The 17,201-nt window shown below is 29.7% G+C and carries 17 protein-coding genes and 1 pseudogene; 7 read left to right on the forward strand and 11 right to left on the reverse strand.

All coding sequences use genetic code 11. The features are described from left to right. Positions 1-45 precede the first annotated feature (45 nt). Genes ruvX through ilvC form a run of 4 tightly spaced genes read right to left on the reverse strand, consistent with a single transcriptional unit; the run spans position 46 to position 3,456 of the window. Entirely contained in the window at positions 46-432 is a 387-nt protein-coding gene (ruvX, locus tag HMPREF9309_RS06060) for a Holliday junction resolvase RuvX (RefSeq protein ID WP_016647040.1), read from the reverse strand. Positions 433-457: 25 nt separating this feature from the next. Continuing rightward, entirely contained in the window at positions 458-1,252 is a 795-nt protein-coding gene (locus HMPREF9309_RS06065; protein WP_016647041.1) for a DNA-processing protein DprA, read from the reverse strand. Further along, positions 1,239-2,417, reverse strand: a complete 1,179-nt coding sequence (locus HMPREF9309_RS06070) for a divergent polysaccharide deacetylase family protein (RefSeq protein ID WP_016647042.1) — start codon at positions 2,415-2,417, stop codon at positions 1,239-1,241. The genes HMPREF9309_RS06065 and HMPREF9309_RS06070 overlap by 14 nt, the downstream gene beginning before the upstream one ends. 16 nt (positions 2,418-2,433) lie before the next feature. Beyond that, positions 2,434-3,456, reverse strand: a complete 1,023-nt coding sequence (gene ilvC, locus HMPREF9309_RS06075; protein WP_016647043.1) for a ketol-acid reductoisomerase — start codon at positions 3,454-3,456, stop codon at positions 2,434-2,436. 90 nt (positions 3,457-3,546) lie between these two features. Here ilvC and HMPREF9309_RS06080 point away from each other — a divergent pair, with 90 nt between their 5' ends. The 5 genes from HMPREF9309_RS06080 (at position 3,547) to rpsR (ending at position 7,853) form a co-directional block, all read left to right on the forward strand. Continuing rightward, the gene (locus HMPREF9309_RS06080; protein WP_016647044.1) at positions 3,547-5,475 is read left to right on the forward strand and encodes an RNB domain-containing ribonuclease; all 1,929 of its coding nucleotides are present in this window, start codon (positions 3,547-3,549) and stop codon (positions 5,473-5,475) included. Next, complete coding sequence (locus HMPREF9309_RS06085; RefSeq protein ID WP_016647045.1) at positions 5,468-6,448, forward strand: hypothetical protein; 981 nt, start codon at positions 5,468-5,470, stop codon at positions 6,446-6,448. The genes HMPREF9309_RS06080 and HMPREF9309_RS06085 overlap by 8 nt, the downstream gene beginning before the upstream one ends. A gap of 104 nt (positions 6,449-6,552) precedes the next feature. Further along, the gene (rpsF, locus tag HMPREF9309_RS06090; protein WP_016647046.1) at positions 6,553-6,978 is read left to right on the forward strand and encodes a 30S ribosomal protein S6; all 426 of its coding nucleotides are present in this window, start codon (positions 6,553-6,555) and stop codon (positions 6,976-6,978) included. Between the two features lie 11 nt (positions 6,979-6,989). After that, entirely contained in the window at positions 6,990-7,568 is a 579-nt protein-coding gene (locus tag HMPREF9309_RS06095; protein WP_016647047.1) for a single-stranded DNA-binding protein, read from the forward strand. A 24-nt stretch (positions 7,569-7,592) separates the two neighbouring features. Further along, a complete protein-coding gene (gene rpsR / locus HMPREF9309_RS06100; RefSeq protein WP_016647048.1) occupies positions 7,593-7,853 on the forward strand; it encodes a 30S ribosomal protein S18 in 261 nt (86 codons plus the stop codon). Positions 7,854-8,174: 321 nt separating this feature from the next. Here the strand turns inward: rpsR and HMPREF9309_RS06105 are convergent, their stop codons facing one another. From HMPREF9309_RS06105 to HMPREF9309_RS06120, 4 genes are all read right to left on the reverse strand, one after another. Beyond that, positions 8,175-9,575 carry a replicative DNA helicase gene (locus tag HMPREF9309_RS06105; protein ID WP_414526229.1) on the reverse strand — a complete coding sequence of 467 codons (1,401 nt, stop codon included), beginning with the start codon at positions 9,573-9,575 and terminating at the stop codon, positions 8,175-8,177. Between the two features lie 16 nt (positions 9,576-9,591). Beyond that, the gene (gene ispG, locus HMPREF9309_RS06110; RefSeq protein ID WP_016647050.1) at positions 9,592-10,674 is read right to left on the reverse strand and encodes a flavodoxin-dependent (E)-4-hydroxy-3-methylbut-2-enyl-diphosphate synthase; all 1,083 of its coding nucleotides are present in this window, start codon (positions 10,672-10,674) and stop codon (positions 9,592-9,594) included. Positions 10,675-10,754: 80 nt separating this feature from the next. Then, positions 10,755-11,663, reverse strand: a complete 909-nt coding sequence (locus HMPREF9309_RS06115) for a hypothetical protein (RefSeq protein ID WP_016647051.1) — start codon at positions 11,661-11,663, stop codon at positions 10,755-10,757. Next, the gene (locus HMPREF9309_RS06120; RefSeq protein ID WP_016647052.1) at positions 11,660-12,145 is read right to left on the reverse strand and encodes a hypothetical protein; all 486 of its coding nucleotides are present in this window, start codon (positions 12,143-12,145) and stop codon (positions 11,660-11,662) included. Before HMPREF9309_RS06120 ends, HMPREF9309_RS06115 begins: the two co-directional genes overlap by 4 nt. A 152-nt stretch (positions 12,146-12,297) precedes the next feature. Between HMPREF9309_RS06120 and HMPREF9309_RS06125 the strand changes: the two genes are divergently transcribed. Continuing rightward, a complete protein-coding gene (locus tag HMPREF9309_RS06125) occupies positions 12,298-12,543 on the forward strand; it encodes a hypothetical protein (protein WP_016647053.1) in 246 nt (81 codons plus the stop codon). Here HMPREF9309_RS06125 and thiD read toward each other — a convergent pair. The 3 genes and pseudogenes from thiD to HMPREF9309_RS06140 form a co-directional block, all read right to left on the reverse strand. Then, a complete protein-coding gene (gene thiD / locus HMPREF9309_RS06130) occupies positions 12,509-13,294 on the reverse strand; it encodes a bifunctional hydroxymethylpyrimidine kinase/phosphomethylpyrimidine kinase (RefSeq protein ID WP_016647054.1) in 786 nt (261 codons plus the stop codon). The two genes, HMPREF9309_RS06125 and thiD, sit on opposite strands and share 35 nt — an antisense overlap. A gap of 146 nt (positions 13,295-13,440) precedes the next feature. Continuing rightward, the gene (locus tag HMPREF9309_RS06135; protein WP_016647055.1) at positions 13,441-13,989 is read right to left on the reverse strand and encodes a hypothetical protein; all 549 of its coding nucleotides are present in this window, start codon (positions 13,987-13,989) and stop codon (positions 13,441-13,443) included. After that, positions 13,986-16,397, reverse strand: a pseudogene (locus HMPREF9309_RS06140) (molybdopterin-dependent oxidoreductase). Before HMPREF9309_RS06140 ends, HMPREF9309_RS06135 begins: the two are co-directional and overlap by 4 nt. Positions 16,398-16,519: 122 nt before the next feature. Here HMPREF9309_RS06140 and HMPREF9309_RS06145 point away from each other — a divergent pair. Continuing rightward, positions 16,520-17,200: a helix-turn-helix domain-containing protein gene (locus HMPREF9309_RS06145; RefSeq protein ID WP_016647058.1), complete on the forward strand. Its 681-nt coding sequence runs from the start codon at positions 16,520-16,522 to the stop codon at positions 17,198-17,200. The last annotated feature ends 1 nt before the right edge of the window (position 17,201 follow it).

Below are 17,201 nucleotides of genomic sequence, written 5' to 3' on the forward strand. Positions count from 1 at the left end.
TAAAAACCATATCAACTTAAATTTATATTAAATTATAACTATTAATTATTTTAAACTATCAAAATATCTTTGTAAAATCACCATTGCTGAAAGACTATCAAGCTTGCCATCTTTTTTCTTATGATTTGCCACGCCAAACCCCCCTGCCTCAATGCTTGAAAAGCTCTCATCAAAAAACACAATTTCACCATTAAAATCAAGCAAATTTACAAAATGATTAATTCGTCTTCTCATCTCATCTTCGCTACTTCCACCAAGCGGGATACCAACAACGAGCTTTTTTACACTCCATTCATCAAGTATATATTTTACATCTTTTGCTGCTTGGTTTCTATTTTGTCTTAAAACTGCATTTATGGGGACTATAACACCATTTTTATACCCAAGAGCAATGCCAATTCTTTTAAGTCCGACATCTATACAAGCAATCATTTTTTAGCCTTTTTAAATACAATTGTTATTTTACAAGCACTTTTGTGCCTAAAATTTCAATCTTTCCATCAAACTCATATTCGTAAATTTTATCGCCAAATTTAGCGTAAATTTCATCAAAATTTGAGTTTGACTTTACAAAATTTATAAGCTCATCATCGCTATTTTTTGAAATTTCACCGCCAAATTTTGCAACAAATTTATCAATATCATCTATTAAATTTGCTTTATTTTTTGCTAAAAGTTCATTTGTTCCTCTACTTTCATTTATACGGTGTGGAAAAACAAACACAGGAATTCCCATCTCATTTGCAAGTCTTGCACTTTGAAGTGATCCACTTATTAAATCAGCTTGAGCAACTATCAAAGCCTCACAAAGTCCTACAACTATGCGGTTTCTTTCTAAAAACTGATATCCTTTTGCCGGTGTATTTGGCTCATACTCGCTTAATGCAAGTGATGAGTTATAAATTTGGTTTATTAAAGCTTCATTTGTTTTTGGATAAATTTGATTTAGACCGTTTCCAAAAATAGCTATTGTATTTGGAAAAGCTCCTTTGTGAGCGGCCGCATCACATCCCAAGGCACATCCACTTACTACACAAAAATCAATATTTTTAAGCCTAGAAGAGAGGTTTAAAATTAAATTTTTAGTGTAAATTGTCATTTTTCTAGACCCAACTATTGCGATTTTTCGTTTTTTTAAAAGTGATAAATCCCCTTTATAAAAAAGCTTATTAGGTGGATTTTTTACTTTTTTTAGGCATTTAAGTTCGTCTAATGAGCTAATGAAGAGCTCCTTTGTATCAATACCTTTCATAAATATCCTTTAAATAGACAACTTCAACACCTTTTAAAATATCACCACTGTTTTTCAAAACCTTTAAAGTCTGTTTTTTTGGATGACCTATGGCTATTGCAAAACCCCTTTTTTTAGCTATTTGGACAGCTTTGTTAAGCTCATTTTCAATATCTTTTAAATTTTGAGTATTATCTAAAAACACATCTCTAAAAATATATTTTTGGTTTTTTGATTTTAACACTTCTTCTACTTTTGAGTTAGATATAGTTTTAGAATCAACAAAAATAAAACCGTATTTATCAAGCACATCTAATAGCTTTATAACGGCCTTTTTGTTGGAAGTAAATTTGCTTCCTGTGTGGTTATTTATAAATTTTGCATTTGGGAAATCTTGTCTGATTTTATAAATTTCTTTTGAAATTTCTTCAAAACTATCATTTACTTTTAAAGTTTTAATCGAATTTGAGTTGTATTTTAGTGCTTCAAGTGGCAAGTGAATCATATAAAAATCCAAATTTTTAGCTATTTTTGGAGTATTTGGAAAATCACTACTTGCTGGCATTAAAGATGGAGTTAGTTTTAAATTTATTTTTTTTATCTCACTGATATGGTTATATGATGCAACATCATCAATTATAATAACTAATTTTGGAATTTTATCTCTAAATTTTCCAATTTGTGTATAATTATGCGTAAAATATTGTGTATTTTGCTTATTTTTTTCACTTGAATTAATATTTTTAAAGTTTTCATCTAAACTATTTTTTGAAATTTCAGTTAAATTATTATCTAATTTTATATTAGAGTTTATAGATATATCTTCTTTATTTGTGTTAATAGATGCAGAAATTACCTCTTTGTAATTGTTTTTTTCTTTTAAATTTTTACTTTTATTTTCTAAATTAGATCTGTTTTTTTGCAAATTTAAATTTTTTGCGTTATTGCTTTCTTTAATTTCTAGGTTTGCTAAATTGGTAAGTTCGCTTTTTTTATCAACGCTATCTTTAAAAATAAAATCAAGACCTTTATATGTGAAAAAACCAGCACAAAAACACATTATTAAGAGTATAAAAAGTCCTAAGAAAGGGCGATTTGAAGTTTTTTGCGTTTTAGAAGATTTTTTACTACTTCCAAAACGCTTTTTAATGCTTTGCCCTATTTTTTTATTGATATTTTTTTTCAAATTTTAAACTATTTTTTTAGTTTTTATCTTTATCAATAATCTTATTTTGAGATATCCAAGGCATCATATCTCTTAGCTCTTTACCTGTTTTTTCTATTAAAGAGTTTTTCATATTAAGCCTTTGGGCATTCATCTTTGTATATCCAGCTTTTCTTTCTAAGATAAAATCTTTTGCAAAAGAGCCATCTTGAATATTTTTTAAGATATCTTTCATAGCCTTTTTAGTTTCATTTGTTATGATCTTTGGACCACTTATATAATCACCATATTCAGCTGTATTTGAAATAGAATATCTCATATCGGCAATTCCGCCTTGATATATTAAATCAATTATAAGCTTCATCTCATGCAAACATTCAAAGTATGCCATTTCAGGCTCATATCCAGCCTCAACCAATGTCTCAAAACCAGCTTGAATCAAAGCTGTAACACCACCACACAAAACAGCTTGTTCGCCAAATAAATCTGTTTCTGTTTCATCCTTAAATGTTGTTTCGATTATCGCAGTTCTGCCCCCGCCTATTGCACTTGCATAGCTTAATGCAAGATCTTTTGCATGACCGCTTTCATCTTTGGCTACAGCTATTAAATCAGGAATTCCGCCACCTTTTATAAACTCACTTCTTACGGTATGACCAGGAGCTTTTGGTGCTATCATAACGCAATCAACACCTTTTGGAGGAACTATTTGACCAAAATGTATATTAAAACCATGACCAAAAGCAATTGTATCGCCTTCGTTTAAATTTGGTCTGATTTCTGAGTAAAAGATATCTGATTGAAGCTCATCAGGAGTTAAAATCATTATGAAATCAGCTTCTTTTGTAGCATCTGCAACACTCATAACCTTAAAGCCTTTTGCTTCTGCTTTTTTCCAACTTCCGCCACCCTCTCTAAGACCTACTATAACTTGAACTCCACTATCTCTTAGGTTTTCTGCATGGGCGTGACCTTGACTTCCAAAACCTATCATAGCAACTCTTTTGCTTCTGATTAGGTTTAAATCACAATCTTTGTCATAATAAACATTTATTGCCATATAACATTCCTTTAAAAAAAATTAGGGTATTATACTAAAAACGAACTTAAAAGTTCCAAAATATGAAAATTTTAATAAAAAGGTGTGACTTTGAAACTATTTTTAGAACAACTCTTAAAAGGAATTCCAAAAAATGAGTTGAACTCAAAACAAAAAGAGTTAATTAGAAATTTAAAGATGTTAAATGCTGTAAGTTTATATAAAGATCACTACCTTTTAAATGATGGATTTATTTGTGGAAAGCTAGATATTTCGCTAAAAGGAACAGGCTATATTAGTGTATTTGACAAAAAATTTACCAGTGATGTTTTAGTGGAAAATAAAGATATTCAAGGTGCAAAGCAAGGAGATATAGTTTTAGCAAAACTTTTAAAAACAAAAAAATCAAGAAAAAAAGCTAAAATTTTAATGATGATTGAGCCAGCCTTTGCAACAAGTGTGGTTTACACAAAAAAAGTTGGCAAAGAAATTGTAGGTGTAAATATAAAAAGTGGGCTTACTTCAAAGCTAAAAGCAACACAAAAATCACTTAAAAGCCTAAGTCTTGGAACACTTTTAAAAATAGATAATAAAACTGATGAAATTGTAGAAGTTTTGGGAAGTATAGATGATGTTTGGGTTGATGAAAAAATCTCACTTGCCCTATATGATAAAAACGATACTTTTTCAAGCACTTGTGAAGATGAGGCTAAAAGCTATGGTGATGCTGTAGATAAGTCTATGTATAAAGACAGAGTTGATTTAACAGAACTAGATTTTTGCACTATTGATCCAGTTGATGCAAAAGACTTTGATGATGCTGTTTATTTTGATAGTAAAAATAGAACTTTATATGTAGCAATAGCTGATGTAAGCGAGTATGTAGCGCCCTACTCAGCCATTGATAAAGAGGCTAAATTTAGAGGATTTTCTATCTATTTTCCACATAAAAGTGTGCCAATGTTGCCAAGAAATTTAAGTGAAAATATCTGCTCTTTAAAACCAAATTTAGATCGTCTTGCATTTTGCTTTAAAATAACTTTGGACGAAAATTTTAGCGCCATAAAAGAAGAACTTTTTAAAGCTATAATTAACTCAAAAGTAAGATTTAACTACGATGAAGTTGATGAAATTTTAAAAACAAAAAAATATGAAAATAAAGATATTTTAAACATGCTTTTAAATTTACATAAAACAACTTTAAATTTAAGAAAAATAAGGCTAAAAAAAGGGTTTGATTTTCACACAAAAGAGCTTCGAATAACACTTGATGAAGATGGAAATTTAAAATCAACTAGATTTGAAACATCAACTCCAAGCCATGATTTAATAGAAGATTGCATGTTATTAGCAAATCAAGCTGCTGCCAAAAGAATAGAAAAAGGAATTTTTAGAAATCACGCAGCAATAGATAATAAAAAAATAGAATTTTTACTAATGGATTTAGCAAGCATTGGAATTGATGCAAAATTTGATAAAAATATAGTAAAGATGGTTTCAAATATACAAAATATAGCTGATGAGATGAAAATAAGAGAAGAAGTTGATAAACTTATCATTAAAGCTCAAAAAAAAGCTGAATACGCCCCACTTCCTGAAGGACATTTTGGTCTTGGATTTGATGATTATACCCATTTTACAAGCCCAATTAGACGTTATAGTGATCTTATCTTACACAGACTTTTAAAAGCCGATTTAGAAAATGATGAAAAATTAATCAACTATTTGCTTTTAAATATCGATGAAACCTGCATTAGCTTAAATAAACTTGAAAGAGAAGCCGATAAAGTTGCGTATGATTTTATAGATCGTAAATTTGCTAGATGGGCAGTAGAAAATATCGGGCAAAATTTTATTTGTTATATTGATGAAAATACAAACATAACAACCGCAAGACTTGATGATAAACTAAAAGGAGCTAGGATTTTTATCACAAATTATACTTGCGATGTTCTTACAAAAGTACTTGTTAAAATCACCGATGCTGATATAATATCTGCTAAAATTTATGGAAGAGTGGTAAAAAAACTAGATGTATAAAAGAGAATTTGATAGTTTAATAGCTTCAAAAAAAGCTCCAAATTTCTTTTTAATCAGAGGAAATGATGAGTTTTTAAATGCATTTTGTGCCAAACAACTACTGAATTTATGGAATAGTGAAAATGTTTTAGAGCAGTATTTTGAAGAGTATAATTTTAACGAGGCAATGAGTTTTTTAGAGCCATCACTGTTTGGTGATAAAAATATTATATACATTAAAAATGACAAAACCACATCAACAAAAGAGATAAAAGAAATTATTGAAAAATGTAAAAAAGATGAAAATAACTATGTTTTATATGAAATTTATGAATGTGGCAATAGGTTAAATAATGACTTTTTAAAAGCTTTTGGAACAAATTTTTTAAGAGTTTTTAAACCAAATTCACAAAACGAAGCTTTGCAAATTTTAACTCAAATTTCTCAAATTTTAAAACTTTTTCCAAACAGCCTAGCGTTACTTGAAATTTACAAAATACACAATGAAAATTTAAGTCTTTGCGTGGCTGAACTTAAAAAATTTAAAAGTTTAAATTTGGAGCTAAATTTAGAAAATGTAAAAGAAAATGTCTCTGGCCTAAGTGAGGTTAGTTTTGAAGATCTTTTTGAAAAAATTATAAGCTTAAAAGATTTTAGAGATGATTTTTTTACCTACACGCAAAGTGGATCTTATAATGAGAGTGAACTTATAGGCTATTTTTATTCATCAATTTTTAGAATTTTTAGCATACATACTTTTATAAAAATAAATGGAAAAATTGATTTTAGGCAGGTTTTGGGATATTTGCCACCAATACAAATTCAAAACAACCTAAAAACTTTAGCACTTCAATTTAGCACTGAAAAATTTAAAGAGATGTTTATTTCCATAAATAAAACAGAATATAGCCTAAAAACAAAGACAAATATTAATAAAACTTATCTTCTTTTATCTGGACTTTTGGAATTTCAAAGGATATTATCCAAGAAATAATGAAACTTTAAGCAAATAATTAGTAAAATCATAAGTTGCTTAGTGCAATCCTTGCTTGTAGCCTTTAAAAGTGTCTATAAGCTATAAAACCATAAGGAGAATTTATGAAACATTACGAGGTTTTATTCATCTTAAAGCCAACGCTTACAGAAGATGAGATAAAAGAAAGAGTTGATTTTGTAAAAGAAATCATTACAAAAAATGGTGGCGAAGTTGCTTCTGTTATCGAAATGGGTGCTAGAAAACTAGCCTATACAATCGATAAATACGAAAGAGGAGTTTATTTTGTTATATACTTCACAGCTCCAACATCACTAATCGAAGAACTTGTTAGAAATTTAAGATACAATGAAGATGTTATTAGATTTTTAACTGTTAAATATGAGAATAAAAAAGAAGTTGCTGCATGGGAAAAATTAAGCAAAGGTATTAAGTTTTCACCTGCAAGAGCTCCAAGAAAACCAAGAAAACCAAGAGTTGAAGAAAATATAGAAGCCTCACAAAAAGAAGAGGAAGAAGTACAAGAGTAAAAGGATAGATTATGTTTAATAAAGTAATATTAGTAGGTAGACTTACAAGAGATATTGAGCTTAGATATTTAAACACAGGCTCTGCTTTGGGAAAAACAGGCATAGCTACAAACAGAAAATACACAGCAAATGGCGAAAAAAAAGAAGAAGTTTGCTTTATAGATATTACTTTTTGGGGAAAACTTGCTGAGATAGCAAACCAATATCTTAGAAAAGGTAGTCAAGTTTTAGTCGAGGGAAGACTTATGTTTGAAACTTGGCAAGATCAAAATGGCCAAAACAGAAGCAAACATAGCATAACAGTTGAAAATATGCAAATGCTTGGCGGAGCACCAAATCAAGATAATACTCACCAACAAAATAGTGGATATGGTCAAAACAACTATCAACAAAACAGTGGTGGTTACGGACAAAGCAATCGTCAGCAAAATTTCAAACCAAACAATAATCCTTACCAAAAACAACAATCACCTCAAAACAAAAATTTTCAACAAGATCAAAATAACTTCAATGATGATAGTTATGAAAATATACCAGATGTTGATATTGATGATATGGGGATGGATGGCGACGATGAGTTGCCGTTTTAAAATATAATTAATAAAGGAAAAAATATGGCAGAAAAAAGAAAATATGCAAGAAAATATTGCAGATATACAGAAGCAAAAATTGAGTTTATAGACTATAAAGATACACAACTTTTAAAATATTGTCTATCAGAAAGATTTAAAATTATGCCAAGAAGGCTAACAGGAACATCAAAAAGATATCAAGAAATGGTTGAAAAAGCTATAAAAAGAGCAAGACATGCAGCACTTATCCCTTATATAGTTGATAGAGAAAATGTTGCTGTAAATCCATTTGAAATTCTTTAATATACTTTAAATTTTCCGGTCTAAAACCGGAAAATTTTATCTTTTAACTTATACCATTTACAATTTTTTATTCTTTGTATTCTAAATTTAAAAATTGATGGCTAAATAACTACATTTATTTTTAATTCATATGTTTTTAAAATTTTGTAGTGCCTTAAAGCTTTTGATTGCAACCAAATAAAATATATGAAAAACTTAAATCTAAAAAAAATTTATAGCAGTAATAACTTTTTATCAACTATATTGAACAATTAAATATAAATAAATTCATTAAAAAAATAGTAAAATTTACTATCTAAATTTTACTATTTAAATTTTAAATTACTCAGATATTTTAAACTCAGTTTCACTAATTGGATTTGTACTTGCGTCAATAAATCTTGTGTAATTTTGTTGAAACATAACTTCCACAGTTCCTAAAGCGCCATTTCTATTTTTTCCTACTATTATCTCAGCTTTTTCCTCGTTCGCATTTTTTTGAAATTTTGGCTCATAGTTTTCAATAGCCTTGCCATCATTAAGCCATTTTTCTTTTCTTTCATCTTCTTCAATTTGTGCGTAGTGATCACCCCTATAAACAAATAAAATAATATCCGCATCTTGCTCTATAGCTCCACTTTCTCTTAAATCACTTAACATTGGTCGTTTATTTGCCCTACTTTCTAAACCTCTATTAAGTTGTGAAAGTGCAATAACTGGGATACTAAGCTCTCTTGCAAGAAGCTTTAATCCTCTTGAAATTTCTGCAATTTGCAAGTGCCTTTCAGTAAAATTACTACTACTCATCATCAAACCGATATAGTCAATCACGCAAAGGCTAATTTCTTCATGTTTTGATTTTAGCTTCCTAAGTTGAGTTCGTATCTGGTGGATATTTACATACGAGTTATCGTAAACAAAAAGCTTTTTACTCATCATATAGTCACACGCATCACCAAAACGACTAAGTTCATCATCATCCATTTTTCCAGTTAAGATATTTGAAAGAGGTATTGAAGTTTTTGCACTTATCATTCTCATCATCAAGTGGCTTGCTGGCATTTCAAGTGAAAAAAACACAACTCCTTCATTAATATCAAGAGTATGCTGTATAACATTTAGTGCAAAAGCTGTTTTTCCCATACCAGGGCGAGCAGCAATAATGATAAGCTCCCCTTCTTTAAAGCCTTTTGTATATTCGTTTAAATACCTAAAGCCAGTATCAAGCCCAACGATTTCTTTACCCTCATTTTCTTTTTGCTTTTTTATTTCTTCTAAAAGCTCATGAACTATTTGTGGAGATTCTTTTATTTCAGAACCACCTGTATTTTCAACTAAGGCATATAATTCAGAGCTTATCTCATCAACCATATCTTTTGAGTTGCTATCTTCATTTACTTTTTGAGGTATTTTATGAGCGATTTTAACTAGTGTTCTTTTTATGCTTTTTTCTTTTAATTCCTTTGCATATTTTACTATATCAATGATAGAATTTGTTGCTAAAATTTCATTATAAATTTGCTCATTGTATTTGTTTTCAAGCCTTTTTTTAATAAACGCACTATCTATTGGCTCATCATTATTAACGCAATCTAAAATAGCTCTAAAAACATCACCATGTTGTTTTTGATAAAAATCATCCTCACTTATCATCCCATAAATTTCACTAAGACCATCTTCACTGTATAAAATAGAGCTTAAAATCGCTCTTTCCATATCCAAATCATACAAATTTGAAGGTATTAAATTTTCTATATTTTTATTCGCCACGTTTCTTTACCTCGTCTTCAACTTCTTCTAAAAATCTCTCAACTAACTTATCTTCTTTTAGTTTTGCCACAACTTCGCCTTTTCTCATAACTAAGCCCTGCCCTTTACCAAAAGCTATTGCCACATCAGCACCTTTTGCCTCACCAATAGCATTTACAACACATCCCATAACTGAGATATTTAAAGGTGTTTTTATATGCTTTGTTTTTTCCTCTACTATTTTTACAGCTTTAACTAAATCACTTTGAAGCCTGCCACAAGTTGGACAACTTATGATATTTACTCCACTTCTTTGAACGCCTGAGTCTTGAAGTATGGCTTTTGCAACCTTAATCTCTTCTTCAAGCTCTCCTGTAATACTAACTCTTAAAGTATCGCCAATTCCCTCAAGCAAAAGCCCTCCAAGTGCAATAGCGCTTTTTATAGTTGCATGAAAAGTAGTTCCTGCTTCTGTAACACCTAAATGAAACGGATAATCACACTTATTTCTAAGTTTTCTATAAGCTTGCATTGTATTAAAAACATCGCTACTCTTTAAAGAAATAGCAATATCTCTAAAATCAAAATCCTCCAATAACTTAAAGTTATATTCAGCAGATGCTAGCATACCATCAACTGTTCTTCCATATTTTTTTTCAAACTCTTCTTCTAGGCTTCCTGAATTTACACCTATTCTAATTGGCAAATTCCTTTGTTTGCATGCATCGACTACTGCTTTTATGCGCTCCTTACCTCCGATATTTCCCGGATTTATCCTTATAGCATCAACAAATGGCGCAACCCTTAAAGCGTGTTTGTAGTTAAAGTGAATATCAGCAATGATTGGAAGCGGACTTTTTTCTTTAATTTCTTGTAAAGCAGTTGCATCTTCAACACTTAAAACAGCACATCTTACGATATCACATCCCGCAAAATAAAGTCTATTAATTTGTTCAAGTGTAGCTTTTACATTATGTGTTTTTGAAAATGTCATAGACTGAACGCTAATCTTAGCATCGCCTCCAACTGCGACATTTCCAACATATAATTTTTTAGTTTTATATCTTTTATAAAATTCACTATTTTCTAACATAAACAACCTTTTAAATTTAAAAAAGTATTTTACAATAAATGTGTTTAAAAGTTTGTAAAATTAGATGTTTTATATGTTTTTTAAAAATCAAAAAAAATTAAAAGTATTTCTAAATCTTTTTTCTCATCATCTGTTTTTGCTAAATTTTCTAGCTCATTTTTTGCATTTTTTATATCTTTTATGTAAATTTTATCTTTGATTAAATCAAAATTATTATTTTTAATTTTATGTATTAAAATATATGATGATAATTTTAAAGAGGTTTTATTTTTTAGTCCATTTGGACTATGATAGTTTTTATTTTTTTCAAAAAGAGTGTGAAATTCGTTTGGAAAATTTACTTCATAATATCCAAAAAACTCATCTTTAATTTTTTGTAAATTTATAAGTTTTTGATGAAGCTTTTTATCATTTATGACTAAATTTAGCCCATCTTTGCTAAGTGTTCTACCATCAATATTCATCTGTAAATCCGCCACATAAATTCCAACTAAAATGTTAAATTTTTCAAGCAAAAAATTGGTTAGTTCATTTTCATAGCCATTTTTAATATATTCGTTTAAAATTTCTTTGTTTTTATTTATAAATTCAATGTTTAAATAAACATTTTCTAAAAAATCTTTTGCAAAGTTTTTTCCGTATTTAAAGGCTAAATTCCCATATCCACCATTTGTAGAGTAATTATATGGATTTACCTCAAATTCCACAAACCATAGTGATTTTATTGGCTCGTCAAATTTAAGTTTTTCCATACCTTTTTGATAAAGATAAATCATCGGCTTGTGAAATAAAACTAAAAATGGACTATCCATATCAAGAAATTTTACACCAAAATCATAATATTTACCAAAAGTTTTTGCACCAGCGTAGTATAAATTTGCATCTTTTAAATACCCATTTTTAACATGAGTTTTATAAAAACTAAAATACGAAATAGAAAAATCTAATGTAAAAATTAAAGCTAAAAATATTATAAATTTCTTTTTCATACGCGAAATTTCTTTTTATTTGGAAAATATATAAGTGAAAAACATATAAAAATAATTACAAAATACATAATCAAATATCCTATAATATCTGTGTTTTCATAAGCTTCATTTATGTAAATTTTATCACCAACTTTTAAAAATTTTATGATATCGCCAGTTGGAGCGCTTGAAGTAATGCTATAAATTTCCGCTTTTTTATCCACTAAATTTTCCCAATCTAAGGTTTTATCTATCCTAAAAATTTTATCATTTACACTCATATCGCCACCAAAATTTTCATCTTTTAAATTTATATTTTTTATGTATCCAACCGTGTGAGTTTGATTTAAATACACATTATAAAATAACAAAGATTTAATATACGAATAAGAAGCAACAAATAAAGATAAAATTACAAAATACAAAAATAGATTCAAAATTGTTTTAAAAGGATTGCTAAGTAAAGCATTTTTTATAAAAATAGTATAAATATTTTCTAGCATAAATTTCCTTTTAAATTTAAAAAGGTATTTTACAATAAATGTGTTTAAAGCTTTATTTATTTTAAAATTTTTATAAAATATTACACTTAAATTTAATAAAAATTAAATAAAGCTTTATATTATAAACTAATTTAAAAATTTAAAGGTTATTTATGAAAAAAATCATTTTGTTATTTTGTGCTGTTTTTTTAACTCAAATTTTTGCAAATCAAACCTGTAAAGCTGATAAGATTATAAATTTAAATGAAATTTTTGGAAAAAGTTGCAAAATAAATGATGAAAATGAAACTAAATTTTCATCAGATAATGAAAATTTAAATACTAAAATTTCAAAAACTGATGAAAAGATAAGTTTTAAAGATATTAATAAAACTGATAAAAATGATTTATTGGATTAAAGCCATGCCCTATTTTAAATGATTTTTCTATCGCATCAAATACATAATTTTTAGCACAAATTACTGAATTTTTAAGATCTTTGCCATTGGCTAAATTTGAAGCAATCGCACTTGATAGCGAACAACCTGAACCATGAGTATCATCAGTTTTAATTCTTTTTGTATTAAGTGGTAAAATCTCTTTTCCATCATAAAAAATATCAAGTGATTTACCCTCATAATCACCAACTTTTAAAAAAACACTTTTGCTTCCAAAATCAAGCAATTTTTTAGCTGAATTTAGTGCATCTTCATAAGTTTTAATTTCATTTTTAAGTATAACTTGTGCTTCAAATTTATTAGGTGTTATGATAGTTGCGAGTGGAAAAAGCTCTTTTACAATGTATTCTTTTGCCTCTCCTTCAAGCCAAATATCGCCATTTTTACACGCCATAACAGGATCAAGGACAACAGGAGGTAGATTTTTTATCTCACGCAAAGTTTTTGCAACCTCTTTTATAATTTCCACACTTGGCACAACGCCTATTTTTATAGCATTAACTTCTATATCATCAAAAATTGCCTTTATACCATCACTTATAATTTTTGGACTTATTAACTCCATTGCAAAAATACCTTTTGTATTTTGTGCTGTTGTAGAAGTAGCAACTCCCATGGCATAAACTTCGTGAGCTATAAATACTTTTAAATCAGCTATTAATCCAGCTCCACCGCTTGGATCAATCCCTGCTATACTTAAAACATTTTTCATAAAATTTTCCTTTTTTATATAAAGTTAGGCGTAATTATATCAAGTTATTTAAAATTAAGTTAAAAAAGCCTTAAATTTAATAATGAAATTTAAGGCTTTAATTGTTATATGAATATAGAGTTTTTAAATATTAAACTCTAAAAATTTTACTCTTCCTCTTTTGCAAAGCCATCTTTTGCATGAGCTTCTAAAAATCTCAAAATTCTAGCTTTTTCCTCATCATTTATCTTTGCAAAATACTGCATAGCTGATAGATATGCATCCCACTCATTCATTAGATGCTCAGCCGGGTGATGTCCTGCGTGACAGTTGGTACAAGTATCGTAGTAGATAAGCTCAACCTCTTCCCAAGATGGATACTCTCTATCTATCAAATCGCTACTTTTTATCAAAAATTTACTATCCTTTATAGCTTTGCCCTCTTTTAAATCTAAAAAGCTAACAAGTGGCATTTGCGTTGTATCGTCATTTTTATAGACTAAAACTTTTTCATCAAGATTTGAAATTTCCCCATTTACCTCTATTAAAGAGAGCTCGCCGCTGTTTTCTATGAGATTTACTGGCGTTCCTTCGTAAATTTGCCCTACTACCTCTTTTGTTTTTGGGTCTATAAGATCTGTTTTGATGTTATAAACCCACATATTTTTACCAAATCCAAATGTAACTAAAGCTACTAAAAATAAAAGTTTTTTCACAACATCTCCTTTACAACAGCCGCTTTTATGCCGCTATATGGTTTAACATCGACTTTTTTAATATTTGCAAGCGAGCTATTTACAGCAGTTGCTTGAGCCATAGATGATGTTGAAGTGTTGGTGGTTAGGACATTGACATGCCCTGCATTGCACCTTTTTTCGCTCTCATCTTCAGGATCATACCAAACACCCTCTTGTATCGATATAACGCCACTCATAATATCTTTAGTCACAACAGCGCCTGCAAGCACAGCACCTCTATCGTTAAAGACTTCAACAGTATCGCCATCTTTTATGCCAAGTTTTAGGGCATCGTCGCTATTTATCAAAACAGGCTCTCTATTGCCAACTTTATAGAGCTTTCTTACAAAGCAGTTATCAAGCTGTGAGTGAATTCTGTAAGTTGGGTGAGGGCTTAATACATGAAATGGAAACTTAGCAACCGCTTTGCTATTGCCAAGCCACTCAGTTGGCTCTTGCCAAATAGGATGACCTTTAAAATCATCAAGCTTATAACTTGCAAATTTATCTGAGTAAATTTGAATCTTTCCAGTTTCAGTTCTTAGTCTGTTATTTACTGGATCTTTTCTAAAATCGCTATGGCGGACATATTTATATGCATCTTCTGATGGCTCAAAATGAACATAGCCCTTTTCCCAAAACTCATCAAATTCCATATAGTTTGGACAATCACTTCTTTCATAAAAGTCTTTTATCCTCTCATCTTTTGTCTTTCCACCGCCTGTAAATCTTCTCCACTCTCTATCGCCTACTATTTTTGCCATCTCTTCAAAAACATCGTAGTCATTTCGCGACTCATATAGTGGCTCAATGACCTTTTTCATAGCATAAACATAGTCTTGAGAGTAGCTTCCGCCATAACTTATATCATCTCTTTCAAGTGTTGTAGTTGAAGGCAAAACGATATCCGCCATCTTAGCAGTTGGTGTCCACCAAGGCTCATGAACTATCACAGTATCAAGCGTTCTTAGAGCTTTTATTAAGGTATTTGAGTCTGGTTGATGACCTAAGGTATTGCAACCAACATTATAGAAAATCTTAATGTTTGGATAGACCATCTCCTCGCCCTTAAATTTGATCTTTTTGCCAGGATTTAGTATGGCATCGCTTACTCTTGAGGCTGGAATTTTAACTCTTACTTTGTTTTTACCTTGAGCAAGACCACCAGGTAACATAACGCCACTTGATGCCTGTCCGCCACCTGTGTAGTGCATAGAAAAGCCAAATCCACCACCAGGAAGTCCAACTTGACCGATAAATGAAGCAAGCACCATCAAAGTCCAGTCAGCTTGCTCGCCAAATTGCGCTCTTTGCATAGCCCAGTTTCCAGCCAAAAATGTTCTATTTTTTACAAAAGTATCAGCCAAAGACTTGATAACTTTTTCATCAATTCCTGTGATTTTACTTGCCCAAGATGGAGTTTTCTCAACCATATCTTCTGTTTTGCCAAGCAGATAAGGCAAGAACTTATCAAACCCGTAAGTATATTTTTCAATGAAATTTTTATCATATTGATTTGAAGTATAAAGATAGTGCATCATACCAAGCATTAAGGCAACATCGGTATTTGGGCGTATTTTTATCCACTGGGCATTTAGTTTTTTAGCAATAGGAGTATATTGTGGATCGATTGTTATAAATTTGATGTTTGACTTTGCATATTTGTCATAATAAGGATTGTTTCCACGATTTGCAACTTTAAAGTCTATTTGATTGCACTTTAGGATATCGGCTCCCCACATAACATAAACTTGTGTATTTTCTAAGATAACTTCATGAGCAGTTTGAAGTGAATAAACCTCCAAGTCGCCAACTATAGTAGTATTTACCTTTCAGCTGCACCGTTGCTATGCTCGCCGTCCATTGTAACCGCCCCACCAATAACAGTGTTAAAAAATCTTCCCGTAGTTGCAGCGCAGTTATGAAGTAGTCCTGGATGTCCCCAGCCACCATAACTAGCATTGTAAATTTCATCAGGCTTTACGCTTTGAAGCTTATCTAAAATTAGCTTAATTGCCTCATCCCAACTAACTCTTATAAACTCTTCTTTGCCACGAAGTTCAGGCTTTGAGTTTGCTTTTATGCCCTTTGCTTCAAGATAGCTTTTTCTAACACATGGATATTTAACTCTTGTATCGCTATAAACTCTATCTATCCAAGCCTCACTCCATGGAACTTTTGGATCTTTGTCTGATTCTTGCGGTCTAATCTTTACAATTTTGCCACTCTCATCGACATCTGCATAAAACGCTCCAACGTTTGAAGCTGTTGGAATGGTTTTAATATTTTTTTTCTTTTGCTAAAAGAGAATTTGTTGATAAAACTGCTCCCGCAACTCCTGCAGTTTTAATAAAATTTCTCCTTTTTTCATCTATTTTAACAGACATTTTTTCTCCTTAGATGTAAGTTAAAAAATTATAACCATTTTCATCATTATATATTCATTTTTTAGCTTTTAGTTAGCTTAATTGTAGTAGAATATAAAAAATTAAATAAAGGATTAAAAATTTTGAATAAATTTAAAAATTTAAATTTAATGCTTGCAACAAAAGATAAAGAACTCATTTCAAAAGCTAAAAAATCAATTAAATTATTTAAAAATCTATATATACAAGATTGTGAAAGTTTTATAAGTGCTTATTTAAACTCAAATGTAGCAATTGATTTAATAGTGCTTGATTTAGATGATTGTGGTGATATTGATTTAAGCTCGATTATGTATATTCATCCAAATCAACAATTTATATTTTTAGCTTCAAAAAGACAAATTTATCTTAAATTTTTAGAAAATTTTAAAGGTGGAAAGTCAGCTGTTTTATTTAAGCCAATTAAATTTAGCGCAATTTTAGATAACTTGCTTTTAATGTTAAAAAACAAAGACCAAAAAGAGGAAAATTTACTAAATTTAACTAATGAAATAAGCATAAATCTAAAAAAAGAAAAAATTTATCAAAATGGTGAAGAGATTTTTTTAACTCCGATGATGCACAAACTCATACTTTTACTTTGTGCAAATTTAAACAACTTAGTAACTTTTGAAATGATAGAAAGTTCAGTTTATGAAAGTGTGCCAAACTCTCGCATAGTCGTGCAAAATTTAGTTGGAAATTTAAAAAGAAAATTCAATCTTGATATAAAAAGCATATACGCAAAAGGGTATGTTTTAAAAAGCCTTGAGGAATTATCATAGA

It is taken from the genome of Campylobacter ureolyticus ACS-301-V-Sch3b (assembly GCF_000413435.1).
Lineage (GTDB): Bacteria > Campylobacterota > Campylobacteria > Campylobacterales > Campylobacteraceae > Campylobacter_B > Campylobacter_B ureolyticus_A.